Source organism: Collinsella sp. TF11-5AC, assembly GCF_003436775.1.
Lineage (GTDB): Bacteria > Actinomycetota > Coriobacteriia > Coriobacteriales > Coriobacteriaceae > Collinsella.
Genome location: NZ_QSQO01000027.1, coordinates 1 through 14,542, shown reverse-complemented (window position 1 = coordinate 14,542; position 14,542 = coordinate 1). Strand labels below are relative to the sequence as shown.

The 14,542-nt window shown below is 61.0% G+C and carries 13 protein-coding genes; 1 reads left to right on the top strand and 12 read right to left on the bottom strand.

Features of this window, described 5'->3' with window-relative positions; all coding sequences use genetic code 11:
- Positions 1–543: 543 nt before the first annotated feature.
- Positions 544–2,181 carry an amidohydrolase gene (locus tag DXD16_RS09380; protein ID WP_233502695.1) on the bottom strand — a complete coding sequence of 546 codons (1,638 nt, stop codon included), beginning with the start codon at positions 2,179–2,181 and terminating at the stop codon, positions 544–546.
- Between the two features lie 168 nt (positions 2,182–2,349).
- On the opposite strand from DXD16_RS09380, the gene DXD16_RS09375 reads away from it, so the two are divergent.
- Positions 2,350–3,813, top strand: coding sequence for a M20 family metallopeptidase (locus DXD16_RS09375; protein WP_117655903.1), 1,464 nt, complete (start codon positions 2,350–2,352; stop codon positions 3,811–3,813).
- Between the two features lie 141 nt (positions 3,814–3,954).
- On the opposite strand, the gene DXD16_RS09370 is transcribed toward DXD16_RS09375, so the two are convergent.
- The 11 genes from DXD16_RS09370 to DXD16_RS09320 all read right to left on the bottom strand — a co-directional run bounded on the left by DXD16_RS09370 (position 3,955) and on the right by DXD16_RS09320 (position 14,411).
- A complete protein-coding gene (locus DXD16_RS09370) occupies positions 3,955–5,253 on the bottom strand; it encodes a zinc-ribbon domain-containing protein (protein WP_158606192.1) in 1,299 nt (432 codons plus the stop codon).
- 150 nt (positions 5,254–5,403) lie between these two features.
- Positions 5,404–6,426: a YitT family protein gene (locus DXD16_RS09365; protein WP_117655901.1), complete on the bottom strand. Its 1,023-nt coding sequence runs from the start codon at positions 6,424–6,426 to the stop codon at positions 5,404–5,406.
- Between the two features lie 204 nt (positions 6,427–6,630).
- Positions 6,631–7,152: an Asp23/Gls24 family envelope stress response protein gene (locus DXD16_RS09360; protein ID WP_117655900.1), complete on the bottom strand. Its 522-nt coding sequence runs from the start codon at positions 7,150–7,152 to the stop codon at positions 6,631–6,633.
- Between the two features lie 44 nt (positions 7,153–7,196).
- Positions 7,197–7,574 carry a DUF2273 domain-containing protein gene (locus DXD16_RS09355; protein ID WP_233502694.1) on the bottom strand — a complete coding sequence of 126 codons (378 nt, stop codon included), beginning with the start codon at positions 7,572–7,574 and terminating at the stop codon, positions 7,197–7,199.
- Complete coding sequence (locus DXD16_RS09350) at positions 7,567–8,112, bottom strand: hypothetical protein (RefSeq protein ID WP_117655899.1); 546 nt, start codon at positions 8,110–8,112, stop codon at positions 7,567–7,569. The genes DXD16_RS09355 and DXD16_RS09350 overlap by 8 nt, the downstream gene beginning before the upstream one ends.
- 166 nt (positions 8,113–8,278) lie before the next feature.
- On the bottom strand, positions 8,279–9,085 hold the full coding sequence (locus DXD16_RS09345; protein WP_055309449.1) for a YebC/PmpR family DNA-binding transcriptional regulator: 807 nt from the start codon (positions 9,083–9,085) through the stop codon (positions 8,279–8,281).
- A gap of 165 nt (positions 9,086–9,250) precedes the next feature.
- Positions 9,251–11,434: a DUF6020 family protein gene (locus DXD16_RS09340; protein ID WP_233502693.1), complete on the bottom strand. Its 2,184-nt coding sequence runs from the start codon at positions 11,432–11,434 to the stop codon at positions 9,251–9,253.
- Positions 11,435–11,569: 135 nt separating this feature from the next.
- Positions 11,570–12,391 (bottom strand): prolipoprotein diacylglyceryl transferase, encoded by an 822-nt coding sequence (gene lgt / locus DXD16_RS09335; RefSeq protein WP_117655898.1) that lies wholly within the window; start codon positions 12,389–12,391, stop codon positions 11,570–11,572.
- Between the two features lie 109 nt (positions 12,392–12,500).
- Positions 12,501–12,779: a NifU family protein gene (locus DXD16_RS09330; protein ID WP_099432127.1), complete on the bottom strand. Its 279-nt coding sequence runs from the start codon at positions 12,777–12,779 to the stop codon at positions 12,501–12,503.
- Positions 12,780–12,950: 171 nt separating this feature from the next.
- Positions 12,951–13,475, bottom strand: a complete 525-nt coding sequence (locus tag DXD16_RS09325) for a dCMP deaminase family protein (protein ID WP_117640262.1) — start codon at positions 13,473–13,475, stop codon at positions 12,951–12,953.
- Positions 13,476–13,559: 84 nt separating this feature from the next.
- Entirely contained in the window at positions 13,560–14,411 is an 852-nt protein-coding gene (locus DXD16_RS09320; RefSeq protein WP_117655897.1) for a type III pantothenate kinase, read from the bottom strand.
- Positions 14,412–14,542: the final 131 nt, after the last annotated feature.

Genomic DNA, 14,542 nt, shown 5'->3' with positions numbered 1-14,542 from the left:
ATAGGAACGTAGGCATGGTTTTCGCCGCTCGCACGGGTCCCCTGGGGAGCAGCGTGCATTTTTGGGAGTTTTCAGCAGGCCAGGACGGCTGCATACGCGCCGGACAAACCATATTGGTCCCAAGGATGCCTTCGACCGGCGATTTGAGTCGGCAGACAAACCCCGTCAGGACAAAAAGGCATGCTTCGCGCCACACCGGACCGCAAAATAACGTCGAGCTCCGCGATGTTACCTGACTGTAGCGGCACCGGCGGGGCTTGCGGTGCTGAATACTCCGTTTTTTGCACGGCCCAGGCGGGGGTACATCAGGACCAGAAAAATCAATCCAACCTTTTTATGCAATCTGCAATGGGAAGTATTCAAAACACCAAGAGACAGTATTACTGACGTCCAAATTGGGCGCGGGGCAGCGGCGCCTCCGCCCCGCGCCCAAATCCAGCAGAGAGGGGACGCTCCTAACGGACCCCATAGGCAAACAAACGCAGCTCGAGCGCCATCCCAGAATAGGCTGCCCGAGCCGCGTTTAACGGTACGGCATGAATATTAGCGCTCGTAGATTAAGCTGCCCGCCAGGTAGGTGGCCTGAACCTTGGTGGCTTGCAGCTCTTGGGGGTCGATGGCGAGCGGGTTTTGGTCCAGGACTACCAGGTCGGCGTATTTGCCGGGCTCTAGGCTGCCGAGGTTTTGCTCGTCGCCCGCTGCGTACGCGCTGCCAAGCGTGTAGTTGCGCAGGGCCGTTGCCGCGTCGATACGCTCGCTCGGCAGCCAGCCGCCCTCGGGCCAGTGGCTGCGGGGATCTTGGCGCGTGATAGCCGTGTAGAGCACGTTCATGCTGGTAACGGCCGTGATAGGGCTGTCGGTACCGAAAGCTTGACGGATACCGCGCTGCTGATAAGTTGCGAACGGCCACATGATGCGGCTGCGTTCCAGGCCCAGGTCGCGCTCCGGGCCACCCGGGTCGAGCGTGATGTGGCAAGGCTGGCTCGAGGCAATGACGTTGAGCTTGCGCAGACGATCGATGTCCTCGGGCAGCAGATTCTCCAAATGCTCAAGCGTATTATGGCCGTGCGGGGGCAAACCGTAGAGCTCTGCCGCCTCCTCAAAGATATCGAGTGCGGCATGGATGGCGCCGTCGCCGATAACGTGGATGCGCACGGTGTGGCCGCGCTCGGCTGCCGCCAGGACCAGCTTGCGCATGCGCTCGACGGGAACCGTCAGACGGCCCTGGTCGCCCGGGAAGCGCGGGTTGGTATAGGGATCGGTGAGGTATGCGGTGTGCTCGCTCGACACGCCATCGAAGAACTGCTTAAAGCCCGGCGCCGAGAGCAACGCATTGTTTGCGTAGCGGGTCTGAAGTTCTTCCAAGCGCGATTGGTCATCCAACAGCGTGGGGAACAGGTGGGCGCGAATGCCCAGCTTGCCAATCGCCTGAAGCTTGTCGTAGACGTCGTCGCGGATAAAGTCACAGCCCGGCATGGGCATGAGCGACATGTCGCAAATCGAGGTAATGCCCTGCTCGGCCATGCGTTTCATTTGGTCGGCATACGCGCTCGCGATGCGATCCTCGCCCAGCCACTCAAGACAGCGCGGCAGCAGCTGCATGGCCGCAGCCTCGTGAGCGATACCCGTGAGCTCGCCATTTGCATCCTTGTCGTAGCTGCCACCCGCCGGCGGCTCGCTGTCGCGCGTCACGCCGAGTGCCTCGAGCGCGCGGCTGTTGAGCCACAGCGTGTGCCCGTCGCCCGAGTACATAACGCAGGGACGATCAGGAAATGCCGCATCGAGGGAGGCCTTGGTAGGGTGCTCGGGCGGATCCCAGCGGTAATCGCGCCAGCCCTGCGTCACGACCCAGGCGTCGTCGGGCAGGTCCTGGGAAAACCTGAGCGCGTCCTGCACCAGCGCCGCCTCGGACGTGCCCATATCCATGAGCATATACGGTGAGGAGCCAACCGAGGTATGGAAGAAATGCAGGTGCGCATCGTGGAAACCGGGGCAGACAAACTGCTCGCCGTAATCGACCACCGGCGTGGCGGCAGGTGCGGCGTCAATCACGTCATCGGGCGCACCGACTGCGACGATGCGATCGTCCGCGATGGCAATCGCCAGCTCGCGGGCGGTATCGATACCGTCTTGCGCGGTAAAAACGTTCTTGGAGCGGATAATCCGATCGATATGTTGCATGGGCATCCCCATCTCTGGCAGGAAATTCAACACCCCCGAGTGTACTCCCCCGCCCTTGCAACAAAACTCCAAGCGGCAAACGGCAACTTTACCAGCCCTAGCGGCAGGTGGCATACTGGAGAGAGCCTGTACGATTTTGCGATCAACCCAGCAAGGAGCAAATCGACCATGACGAAAACCAAGGCACAGCAGATTATGGCAGCAACCGAGGTTCGCGCGGCAGACGACGTCACCGCGGCCATCCAAGATATCGCCGCCGAGTTTGAGCCCTATATCATCAAGCAGCGCCGGCACTTCCATAAGCACCCGGAGCTGAGCCTTGCCGAGGAGCGCACGACCTCCGACATCGCCAACCAGCTCGATGCCATGAATATCCCCTACGAGCGTCCACTCAAGACGGGCCTGGTGGCGACGCTTCGCGGTACCGCGCCGGACGCCTACCGCGAGGACGGCACGCCGCGCCGCCGCATCCTGCTGCGCGCCGACATCGACGCCCTGCCCGTCACCGAGCAGACCGGCGAGGAGTTCGCCAGCGTCAACGAGGGCTGCATGCATGCCTGCGGCCACGACTGCCATATCGCCATGATGCTCGGCACGTTGCAGATTCTGCGCCACATGACCGATGACATTCACGGCGAGGTCCGCATCGTGTTCCAGCCCAGCGAGGAAAACGGCCAGGGTGCCAAGCTCATGATCGGCACCGGCGTGCTCGATGGCGTCGATGGCGCCTATGCCGCTCACATTTGGAGCGAGGTCGACGCCGGCACCGTGAGCTGCGAGCCCGGCCCGCGCATGGCCAATACCGACTGGTTCCGCATCGACGTTCGCGGCACCTCGTGCCACGGCGCCATGCCCCAGCGCGGCCACGACGCCGTTATGGTTGCCGCCGAGATCGTCAATGCCCTGCAGACTATCGTTTCGCGCGAGATTAGCCCCTACGAGCCGGCAGTCATCACCGTCGGCGAGTTGCACGGCGGCACCGCGCGCAACGTTATCGCCGGCACGGCATACCTCGCCGGTACGGTACGCACCTACGGCGACTCGACCCACGAGGAAATGCCGGAGCTTATGCGCCGCATCGTGGAGCACACCGCGGCAGCCTTGGGTGCCGAGGCCGAGCTCACCGACTACACCATCGCCAACTACAAGGTCGAAAACGACGCCGCCTCGAGCGAACGCTGCCGTCAGGCTGTAATTAAATGTCTGGGCCCCGCCGGCCAGGGCCATTACCGCGGCACGCTTTCGGGCGAGGATTTTTCGGAGTACCTGCGCCGTGTACCGGGTGTGCTCGCCTTTGTAGGTACGCGCAACCCCAAGATTGGCGCCACGTACGCCCAACATTCCTGCTTTTACAAGATTGACGAGACCGTACTGGCCAAGGGTTCCATGGTGGCCGCCCAGTATGCCATCGACTTTTTGGCCGAGCCCACGCAAGAGGAGCTCGACGGCCCCGCGATTACCGCGGTCGCCGAAACCAACCCCGATCTGGCCGCCAAGTTGCGCTCTGCCAAGGCGACGACTGCCGAAGCCCGTGACGCCATCCACGATGCCCGCACGGCTCGTCATGCCGCGATCAAGGGTATCCACGAAGCTCGCGCCGCCGCTCGCCGCGAGGAGAAGCACGACGAGTAGTCGATTCGCGACTATCTCGCAGTCATAGCCGCATCGCGATGTCAAAGCGGGGCCGAACGTTATCTCAACGTTCGGCCCCGCTCATTTGTCAAGCGCTATTTCTGCCATTTCCACCCCGTCCCCAAATGGCAGGCGGCAGGGCTACTCGTCCTGAGGGTCCTCGTCGGAACTTGACTCGAGTTCGGGTTCGGGCTCAGGTTCAGGCGTCGGCTCGGTCTCGGGCTCGGGCGCCGGCTCTGGTGCGGGCTCGGAATCAGAGGCGGGCTCAGGCTCGGGCTCAGGTGCGGGCTCGGGCTCAGGTTCGGGCTCGGGCTCAGGTGCGGGCGCGACATCCGGAGCGCTATAGCCCGAAGGGGCGGCCTTCTTCTCAAACGGCAGCACAAAGGTCAGGACGTCATCCTTATCCTCATCAGCCCATTCAGCTGCATAGCGCGCTACCCAATAGCCAACGGCACGATGCTTGAGCATCTTGCCAAAGACCGTAAGGAATACCGTGACAAACGCCGTCAGTACCAAGAACAATACGAGCGTGATGCCACCGCCGGTAACAAGCGCCTCAATAGCCGAAGGACGGTAGTAGTAGCTATACATACCGACAGAGGCAATGGTGCCAAAGACGAACGTCAGGATCCAGGTGACAACGTTGGCGACCAGACCCGTCAAAAACTCGGGAAGGAACGAAGCACAGAACAGCTTGGTCTTGTTGTGCTTAAACGCCGCCCAGACCTTATCGAGCGAAAACGCGCTCTCGACGCGACCGGTCACCGCAAAGTGCATCACGGCGATGTCGGCGAACATCTTAAAGAAGACACCCAGAATCGCCGAGGCAATTAGCGCCAGGACAAGCAGGCCGAGCGAACCGAACAGCGCAGCCTCGAGCGCATAAGAGCCGTAGTAAGAGTACGAACCCGCAGCACCAATTACCACGCTCTCCACCAGCGAAAGCGCAACACCGATAACGGGAATGGCAGCGATGACCTCGAGCACGCCCGAGATAACACCCGAAAAGACTCCGAGACCAAACGACGTGGAACGCATCAACGGACGGTCGATGCCGTCATCGATCTTAAGCGACAGGTCGCGGCCCCACTCGATGCCAAAGCCAGAGCCGCACACGCTTGCCACGTAGGCAGCTAAAAAGCCGATGGCAGCCGCAATGCCGCCGATAACGGGAATGAACAGCACGAGCACCGACACGACGCAGATAAGCGCCGGCAAAAAGGCGATCTGGCACACGCGCTGCAGTACGCCCGGAGTCTTGGTCATATCCTCAAACGCCTGAGCCACACAGCCCTTGGGCACGTTGACCACGGGCGGCTGCGTCATGACCTGCTGAGGCTGCCCCTGAGGAGCCGCACCGGCCGCCGCATTAGGAGCACCACACGCGCCGCAGAACTTGTCGTTATCGCCCATGGGGGCGCCACACTGCGAACAGAACATCGAAATCATCCCTTCGTATCTAGAGCGAATCACCTGGATCGCAAACGATGTCTTTAGCATCATTATCGCCCAATGTGGGGATAAATACCCCAAGATGGCCGATTTGCAACGTAGCCGGCCTTATTCAATGATTCGAAGGGTGCGTCCGTGCTAGTTCGTGCCGCGGAAGCCCTTGCCGACGATTTCGGAGCTATCGACGATGGTGATGAAGGCGCCAGGGTCAATCTCGCGGGTATAGCGACGCAGTTGCACTGCCTCGCGACGGCTCAGCACGCTCATGATCACCGTGACGCACTTGCCCGAGAAGGCGCCGTAGCCACGGCTGATCGTTGCCGTGCGGTTGAGATGCTTGACGATAAACTCCTCGACTTTGCGCGGTTCGGCGCAAATAATCGTGCAGACCTTGCGCAGGTGAATGCTCTCGATGGCCTTGTCGACCACAAGCGTCTTGGCAAACAGGCCGAGCACGCAGTACAGGCCGACGCGCGGGCCATACAGGAAAGCCGCGATGGTCACGATGCCGATATCGACCAGCAACAGTGCGCGGCCAATCTCGAGCGTGGTGCGGCGTTTGAGGATCATGGCAAGAATGTCCGTGCCACCCGTCGAGGCGCCAATGTCAAAGACAATAGCACTGCCCAGCGCCGGCAAGATGACGGCAAAACACAGGTCGAGCCACATATCGCCCGTCATCGAAACATCCGTCGGAATGAAGAGCTCAAACAGCGAGACGTAGGCCGAAAGCGCAAACGAGGCAAAGACACTCCAAAGGATTGCCTTGCGCTCCAAAAAGATAAAACCCAGGATGACCAGGATCGCGTTGATAATCCACATAAAGACGCCGACGGGCAGAGTCGGGAACAGCGTAGAAAGAATGACCGACACACCCGAGGTACCGCCGAAGGCAAAGTGATTGGGGGTTTTAAAGGCCACGATGGCGAACGCCGTGAGGATCAGGCCCAGATTGAGCTCGGCAAAAAAGCGCGGAAAGCCTGGCTCCTGGCTGCGCCTGCGGCCGGCGCGCTCGCCACGTTCGATATCCTCGCGATCGACCACGCGCTCCATCGGCACCACCGGAGGACGATGCACCTCCTCGGCAGCACGCGACGCCGCCTCTGCCGCAGCGGCCTCAATCGCCCATGCCTTGCTTTCGGTCTCGTGTTCGTCGGCCATTACGGCAACCCCTCGTTAACAATTTGGAAACAATGCGCCCATTAGGGTAACGCGGAACGTGGGGATTGCAACCCTTAGTTAGACGAGCGGTATGACTACATCGGGTGCGTACAAAAACGGCCGGCCACGCTTTTGCTTGCGCGGTCGGCCGTTTAACATTTTCGCAGATAAAACCTGCCAAATTAAACATCCCTTTTTGGTAGGTTACTCGTGCTGGCTGGTACGGTGCTCGTACTCCTCGGGGGTGATGACATCCTCGATGCGCAGGTTGACGCCTGCCACCTCAAGGCCGGTCATCGCGGCAAGACGCTCGGTGACGCGCGCCTTAACGTCGTCAAAGATCGCAGGCGCATAGGCGCCGTACTCGATGATGACCGAGATGTTGACAACCACGCGGTTGTCGTCGGTGACCTCGACCGTCACGCCCTTGGTCAGGTTCTCGGCACCAAACTGCTCCTGCACAAAGTGCATGAGGTTGCCCTTCATGCCCAGAACGTGCGGCACCTCGCGGGTGGCCATGGCGACGATCTTCTCAATCACGCCGTTGGAATAGGTCAGCGAGTCCTCGGACTCGTCCGTCTCCTCGTCATCCTCGTCCGCCTCGTCTTCGGACTCTGCCTCGACGAGCGCCTCGTCCTCGAGCGTTACGCCCTCCGCCTCGGCGGCGACGGCCTCGTTCGTCTCGAGCTCGGTATCGGCCACATCAACCTTCGTGTTAAAAGCCATGGTTCCTCCTTATGCCTGCCACGGATGCGACAGTCGAATACAGATTAGCGGCCGCTAAACAGACGGCCGAAGAAGTTAACGATACCGTTCTCGCCGTCGCGAATCTGGCCGATCACGGCGCCGATCAGCACAAAGAATGCGATGACAAGCGTGTCCCACAGGCCCAACGTAAGTACCAGCACGGCGAGGATAAAACCTGCCACGGCGCCGAGCGTAGTGTTGGGGTGGCGCACGGCGTAGCTCCAGATAGCAGCGCCCGTACCTTTGATGAGACCCATGGCCTCGTCAAAGTCGTTGGCGGCGCTGTCGTGCTGCTCGCCGGCCTCGGGCTTGGTGTCGGCGGACTCGCCTGCCGGCATAGCGTTCTGATCGATCGTCAGGCGCGGCGTGCGGGCGGTCTTGTCTTGGTTGGTATCACTCACCGGAAACCTCCACGGTCTGGACGGTAGTCTTGGACGGCAAAAAACGGACGCGCGCGGTCGTGCCCGGCGTGCCGAGCATGGTGTCACAGGCCTTCTCGATGCGCTGCTGCATCGAGGTGGCAAGAGCGGCAACGTCCCTATCATCGAGCGCGATGGCCTCGACCTTAAAACGAACGTGCGACTCGTCGGAGCCTTGAACGCGCGCCTCGATATGCTCAACCATCACGCGTTCATCGCACTCCGCCGCGGCACGGGCGCACGAGGAAAGCGCTGCGAGCGTGACCTCGATATTGCGCTCCCCTGCCGGATGCACGCAGGACGGCTCGCGGCGAGCAAACATCAGGCGGAAGAAGACCGCCAGCACGCCAAGCGCCACGACACCGCCGCACACTGTAACGACAATGCGCGGCATGGGGTCACGCATCAGCAGCATAAAGCGGTAGGTATATGGCCCCCAAAACTGGCAGACCAACGTGCCCAGCGCCACGACGGCGGCGGCAAGATATACGATCGCTAGGGCTCGTTTGAGCACGCGCATGCGGCGCTCCCTTCAAATCTCGATCCACAGAATGCAAAACGATTCGCATCATTATAAAAGAGCCGGGTCCGGTGCCATACGCACGCGGATCCGGCTCATCTATTCCACGAGGCTTGCATGCTCGCTTCATTATGCCCAGATATGCACGGCTTAACCCGTGCAGGCGCTACTCCTCCTCGAGGGCAGCGATGACCTCGTCGGTCATGTCCATGGTGCTGTAGACGTCCTGGACGTCGTCGAGCTCCTCGAGACGGTCGATGAGGCGCTGAACCTTCTTGGCGTCGGTACCGGAGACCTCGGTCGGGGTGGTCGGAACCATGGTGGTCTCGGAGCCCTTGACCTGGATGCCCTGCTCCTCGAGTGCCTTGGAGACAGCCATGACGTCGTTGGCAGCGGTCCAGACGATCCACTCCTCGCCGGCGTCCTCGTAGTCCTCGCCACCGGCCTCGGCGATGGCCATCATGAACTCATCCTCGTCACCGGCAGCACCGTTGGCGATCATGGTCTCCTTCTTGGCATTCTCGTCCAGGATCTCCTTGGCGACGACAATCTGGCCCTTGCGCTCAAACTGGAAGGCGACGGAGCCGGAGGTGCCCAAGTTGCCACCAGCGTGGGAGAAGGCGGAACGGACATCGGCGGCAGTACGGTTGCGGTTATCGGTCAGGCAGTCGACGTAGACGGCGACACCGGCGGGACCATAGCCCTCGTACACGATGTTCTCGTAGACGGCGGCATCGGCACCCGAACCAAAGGCCTTGTCGATAGCGGACTTGATCTTGTCCTTGGGCATGGACTGAGCCTTGGCCTTAGCAACGGCAGCGGCGAGGCTGGCGTTGTTCTCGGGCAGCGGGTCACCGCCGAGACGGGCAGCAACGGTGATGTTGCGGCTCAGCTTGGAGAAGAGGGCGGAACGCTTGGCGTCCTGCGCGCCCTTACGATGCTTGGTTGTGGCCCACTTAGAGTGTCCGGACATACGTGTCTCCTATCGGTTTTGACCTAAAGCCCAGCGCAGATGCTCGGGCAATATAAACAAACGTCGTTATGATATACCTACTGGCCTGCGAGATAAACCCCAAAATGAAGGCGTCGTGATGATGCCATCCTTTGGTGCAAAGCAACCTGTCCCCTTTGCACCAAATTAGGACCAGAGGAGGTCGCTGCGAGTGATAGTGGCGCCGATGGCAAAGGGCATGCAGGCGATAACCGGATACAGGTAGCGCATATAGGTCGAACCGTTGCAGGGACCGATCAGACACACGGCGAGCACGCCCAGCAGCGGCACCCAAATGGCCAGCCCGCGCCACGAATGGCGGCGCAACAGGTAGACCACCACGGCGATCATAATCCACACATAGGTGGCCGAGCTCATGGTGAGCGAGATAAACGGAATGCGCTGCACCGCCACGCGATACAGGTTGATCAGGTGGTCGCACCAGCGCACAACCTTGCTATCGACCGGATGGAAGTCAAAGTACTTGAGGTTATCGGGCTTCGCCATAATCTCGGCACTGCGCGCCGTGCTGTAGACCCACGCATCGCGGGCACTCGGATAAAAGTAGCCGTAGTAGTTATTGATGAGCGCCGAGATGTAGCACTCGGGATCCTTTTTGAACATCTGCGCCCAGACCTCAAAATAGGCCTTGATGTCCTCCTGCGAGGCGTACTCGTTAAAGCAATTTTTGACGGCGTCCGACTTATCCGGGTTGTAGCGGCGGCCCAGATTGTCGTACTTGAGCACACGGTCGATCACGGCACGCTCATCGTCGGTCACCAAGCCGTCGCAAGGAGCCTCCACGATAGTGCCGTCCTCCTTAACCGTAGGGTTGACACCCGAGTTGAGGCCGTCGTGCTTTTGGACGAAACGAGCCGTCTGCTGGAACGGAATCGAGAGGATTTCGCGCTTGGAACCAGGCGTAATGTCGTGCGCCGGCATAAAGACCTTGGTGAAGTACATATTAGAGGCAAGGCAGAGTCCAAGCACCGCAAGAACTCCCACCCAGCGGAAACGCGAGATGGCGCCCGAAGACGCAGCACCGGCCTGCTTGACTGCACGACGAGCCACATGCGCGTCCCATGCGCAAAACGCCGCCGCGATTACGCATGCCGCCAGGGGAAACACCAGGCCGCCGTTGCGCAGAAACGTGGAACCCATGGCACCCAGAGCGAGCAGCAGCCAGTCATGGCGCGCAAAGAGCACGGGCCTCTGTTCGCCCGCACGCTCGGCATTGGCATCGCGACGGGGCAGGCCGCAGGCCACGAGCTTCACGGTCTGCACCAACAGCACCAAAAACGCGTCGGCAAACAGCACATCTTTGGTAAGCAGGGCCGCGTAGTTGGAGAACATGGGCATAAACACAAAGAACAGCAAGATCACGCCGCGGATCGGCAAGCTCACGCCCAGCTTGCGCAGCGACGAGATGGAATAGGCCATGCAGGCGGCCGTAATGACGAACTGAGCGCAGGTGTAGATGGCAAGACCTGCGTTGGCACTGTTGAACAGTGAAAGCCCCAGCTGGACGCACGAACCGATGATAGCCGTGTGCACCACGGGGTGATGTCCGTTGAGCAACACATTGGGATTGAGCAGACGCAGGTAGTCACTCGTGCCGTTGGGGTAGTTGAACCACTGGCGAATCTGCGCACCCGTATCTCCCATAAAAAGGCCGGGCAGCGAAGCGATGAGCGTGGGCGCCCAGGCGACCATAAGCACCAGGAAGGGCCCGGCAAAGGGATGGACCGAGAGTACGGCGTGAGCCACACGCCATACGCGGCCAAAGTGCGCTTCGGAAAACGGAATGCGCCGAGAGCTCAGCCAATCTAGACACTCAAAAGCCAGGTAGAAGGCAACGACCGCCAAGAGCATCCAGCCCGCACCGCCTATCCAGGCGCAGATGATGCGAGCCTTGTCGCCGAGTACGATCTCGGCAGAATCGGTGAGGTCGTAGCTGCGGCCAAACACCATGCAGACGGCAAAGAACAGCGACGGAAGGATCACCGAAGGACGCCAAGCATCGCCGCGGCCAAAGAATACGTAGCGAAACGGCAGCGTGAGCAGGCAGGCAAGCGCAAGCAGCATGACCGCGTCGGTATGGCCGGCAAACGAGAGGAGCACCTCGTAGCACACGTACAGCATGCCCGAGGCTTTGGGGTCAATCGCCAAGACTGCGTTGCTCGAGACCGGCGCGGGATCGATGGAAAACGCCGTGGTCGCCAACAGCGCGAGCAGAAATGCGATGAGCGTCTGCTTGGCGGGGTAGCGCTTAAACCAGACGATGCGGGCAGCGTCGCGCGCAGCCGTTGTGGAGAGGTCGGAATCCTTCACAGTCCAAAGAGCCTTTCTAGAAACCCGCCAAAAAGGGACAGGTTTATTTTGGCAGGTTTTATCTGGGAAAACGTTACGGTTCTGTCATTGTTGCCCAGCAAACCACCACAAAGGTGCCTGTCCCCTTTGTGGTGGTTAGACGTCGAGGTAGATGCGCTGGGAGCGATTGCGGTGTCGGGCGAAGATGATGAGCACCAGGCCGGCAATCACGAGCGGCAAACTCAGCAGCTGGCCCATGGTGATAACGCCTCCCAGCAGATAGCCCAGCTGGGCATCGGGCACGCGCACGAACTCAACGAGAAAGCGGACGATGCCGTACCCCATCACGAACACGCCCATAAACGTACCCTGGGGCAGCAGTGGCTTTTTGCGGCTGAGCACCTGCAAAAAACAGAAGAGCACGACGCCCTCAAGAAACGCCTCATAGAGCTGGGAGGGATGGCGCGGCATCTCGCCCGCAGTCCCGCCAAAGACCACGCCCCATGGCAGATCGGTCGGCTTGCCCCACAGCTCACCGTTGACAAAGTTGGCACAACGGCCCAGGCACAAGGCCAGCGGCGCGCCGATGACGGCAAGGTCGGCAATGGTCCAGGCGTCGAGCTTATACATGCGGCACACGATGATGCCGCCGATAATGCCGCCGACCAGGCCACCGTGGAAGCTCATGCCGCCCTCGTTGGTGGCAAAGATCTCGAGCGGATGCGCCCAGTAGTAGCCATCACCGTAAAAGATGACGTAGAACAGGCGCGCACCAATAATGAGGCCAAAGACCACGCCGACCACGACACTCGTCAGGTCGTCAATCGTGATGCTAAAGCCCCAGCGACGCTGCGTGCGGTACATGACAACCGCCGTGAGCAGGGCACCGACCACATAGGCCAGACCATACCAGTAAATCGTGATGGGCCCCGCCGAAATCGCGACGGGATCAAGCATATGGTAGAAGTCGTTGAGCATGTCGACCCTCCTACTCCCTACATACAAATGCGGCCGCGGGCCTTGCGCTCGCAGCCGCATATTTGGGCGTAACGTCTATGCGGAGTATGCCGTCCGCAGCTTTCGCATCTTAGAACGGCGCGTACTCGTCGTACAGGTCGTCGGTCTCGCCGGAGGCATTAACCTGCTCGACACGGGTAACGCCGGGCACATGCTCCTTGAGGATACGCTCGATACCCATGGACAGGGTCAGCGAGCTCATGGGGCAGCCGGCGCAAGCGCCCTGCAGCTCCAGCTTGACGACGCCTTCGTCGTCAACGCCCACATACTCCATATCGCCGCCGTCGGCCTGCAGGTTGGGGCGAATCTCTTCAAGAACCTTCTTAAGCAGCTCTTCGTTAACAGCCACAGGGGCTCCTTTCTCACAATAACGCGGGCGCGCCCGCGGACAGGGGCTATGTTACTACAGCCATGTACCCGCTCACGAGCCATCCATGCGCGCGGACACGACTTTCACGAGCAGCCAATTTGGGACGGGGCTCTTTTAGCTGCGTTCGTCGTCAGATAGTGACAACGCATATTACTGCCGAGCCTGTCCCCCGGTACCAATCTGGACATCGACGATAACCTGGCGGTAGCTGATGCCACAGGAGTCGAGGATGCGGCGGCTGATGCGTCCATCATCGGTGTCGGCGTACTTGTTGTCCAGGTAGACAACCTCGCCCACGCCCACCTGCGCCAGGATCTTGGCGCAGTCGTGGCACGGGAACAGCGTAACGTAGACCGTGGAACCCTCGAGATCCTTGAGCGAGCCACGGTAGTTGAGCACGGCGTTGGCCTCGGCATGGACGACGTAGTTATGCTTGTCCTGCAGCGGGTCGTCACTCGTGCCCCACGGGAAAAAGTCGTCGTTGAGCGCCGAGGGCGTACCGTTGTAGCCCACCGAAAGGATGCGGTGGTTGGTGCTGGCGATGCACGCGCCCACCTGCGTGTTGGGGTCCTTGCTGCGGCGCTGCGCAGCGATGGCCACGCTCATAAAGAACTCGTCCCAGCTAATGACGTCCAGGCGCTTGCCTGACGAAGTTTGATGAAGATCGTCCGACATGGCAGACACCTCCGTAATCGCAATAGTTTGACCCATTGTAGCAGGTGAAAGGTGGGGGCGTTTGTCCCACCGGCGCCCTCACTTTTACACGCGGCGGGGTTTTTGGTTGATGCGGTAGAGCTCGGCGAGACCCCGCAACGTCAGCGCGTCGTCGACCGTCAGACTGTGACCGACCAGCGACGCGAGCGCCTCGGCGTCGTCGCCGGTAATGACGATGGGCACGTCGCCCTCCCCCGCGGCCTTGGTCGCGCGCATCTCGGCGAGCACCATGTCGAGCATGCCGTCGATGCGGGCCACCTCGCCCAGAACCACGCCCGAACGCATGGCCTCGCGCGTGTTGCGGCCGATCACATGCGTGGGTGCCGAGGGCTCGACCTGCGGCAGACGCGCCGCAGCAGCCGAAAGCGAGCGGGCGCCAAGCGCCAGACCCGGCGCGATGACGCCGCCCACAAAGGTGCCGCGCGCGTCGATGACCTCGATATTGGTCGTGGTACCCAAGTCGATCACGATGCACGGAGAGCCGTAGACGGCACGGGCCGCCACGGCGTCGGCGATGCGGTCGGGGCCGATCTCGGCCGGGTCGTCGTAGCGGACGGGCATGCCGGTCTTGAGGCCCGGCCCCACGGTGAGCACGCGCCCCGTGCAGGTGCGAAAAAGTGCCGCCTTCCACGGGCGCTCGAGCGCGGGGACCACACAGCTCAGTACGGCAGCCGCGGGCACAAGCGCACCCGGCATGCCCGCATCGGCCGCCAGTGCGGCCATGACCTGCACGAGACGCATGCGCGCCTCGTCTGCTGTGATGCTCGACGGCGTGGTGATCTCGCACGTCGCAAGCGGACATTCCTGCGCCGCGGCCGAATCCTCTGCAAACAGGCCAAAGCGAATGAACGTGTTGCCCACGTCGACCGTCAATATATATGCGCACCCATTAAGCATCGTCGGCGCTCCTTTCGTCTGCCCAGCAGTATATCCCGATGATTATTCTGGGACGGGGATTTAAAAATCATTGCGTACCTGATGATTTTTAAAGGCTCTGTTAGACCAAATTTGACACGATCGGCTGTTCG

Coding starts and splice junctions, on each gene's coding strand:
- DXD16_RS09380 (WP_233502695.1), bottom strand. CDS start 2,181: ATGCAACATATCGATCGGATTATCCGCTCCAAGAACGTTTTTACCGCG.
- DXD16_RS09375 (WP_117655903.1), top strand. CDS start 2,350: ATGACGAAAACCAAGGCACAGCAGATTATGGCAGCAACCGAGGTTCGC.
- DXD16_RS09370 (WP_158606192.1), bottom strand. CDS start 5,253: ATGTTCTGTTCGCAGTGTGGCGCCCCCATGGGCGATAACGACAAGTTC.
- DXD16_RS09365 (WP_117655901.1), bottom strand. CDS start 6,426: ATGGCCGACGAACACGAGACCGAAAGCAAGGCATGGGCGATTGAGGCC.
- DXD16_RS09360 (WP_117655900.1), bottom strand. CDS start 7,152: ATGGCTTTTAACACGAAGGTTGATGTGGCCGATACCGAGCTCGAGACG.
- DXD16_RS09350 (WP_117655899.1), bottom strand. CDS start 8,112: ATGCGCGTGCTCAAACGAGCCCTAGCGATCGTATATCTTGCCGCCGCC.
- DXD16_RS09345 (WP_055309449.1), bottom strand. CDS start 9,085: ATGTCCGGACACTCTAAGTGGGCCACAACCAAGCATCGTAAGGGCGCG.
- lgt (WP_117655898.1), bottom strand. CDS start 12,391: ATGCTCAACGACTTCTACCATATGCTTGATCCCGTCGCGATTTCGGCG.
- DXD16_RS09325 (WP_117640262.1), bottom strand. CDS start 13,475: ATGTCGGACGATCTTCATCAAACTTCGTCAGGCAAGCGCCTGGACGTC.
- DXD16_RS09320 (WP_117655897.1), bottom strand. CDS start 14,411: ATGCTTAATGGGTGCGCATATATATTGACGGTCGACGTGGGCAACACG.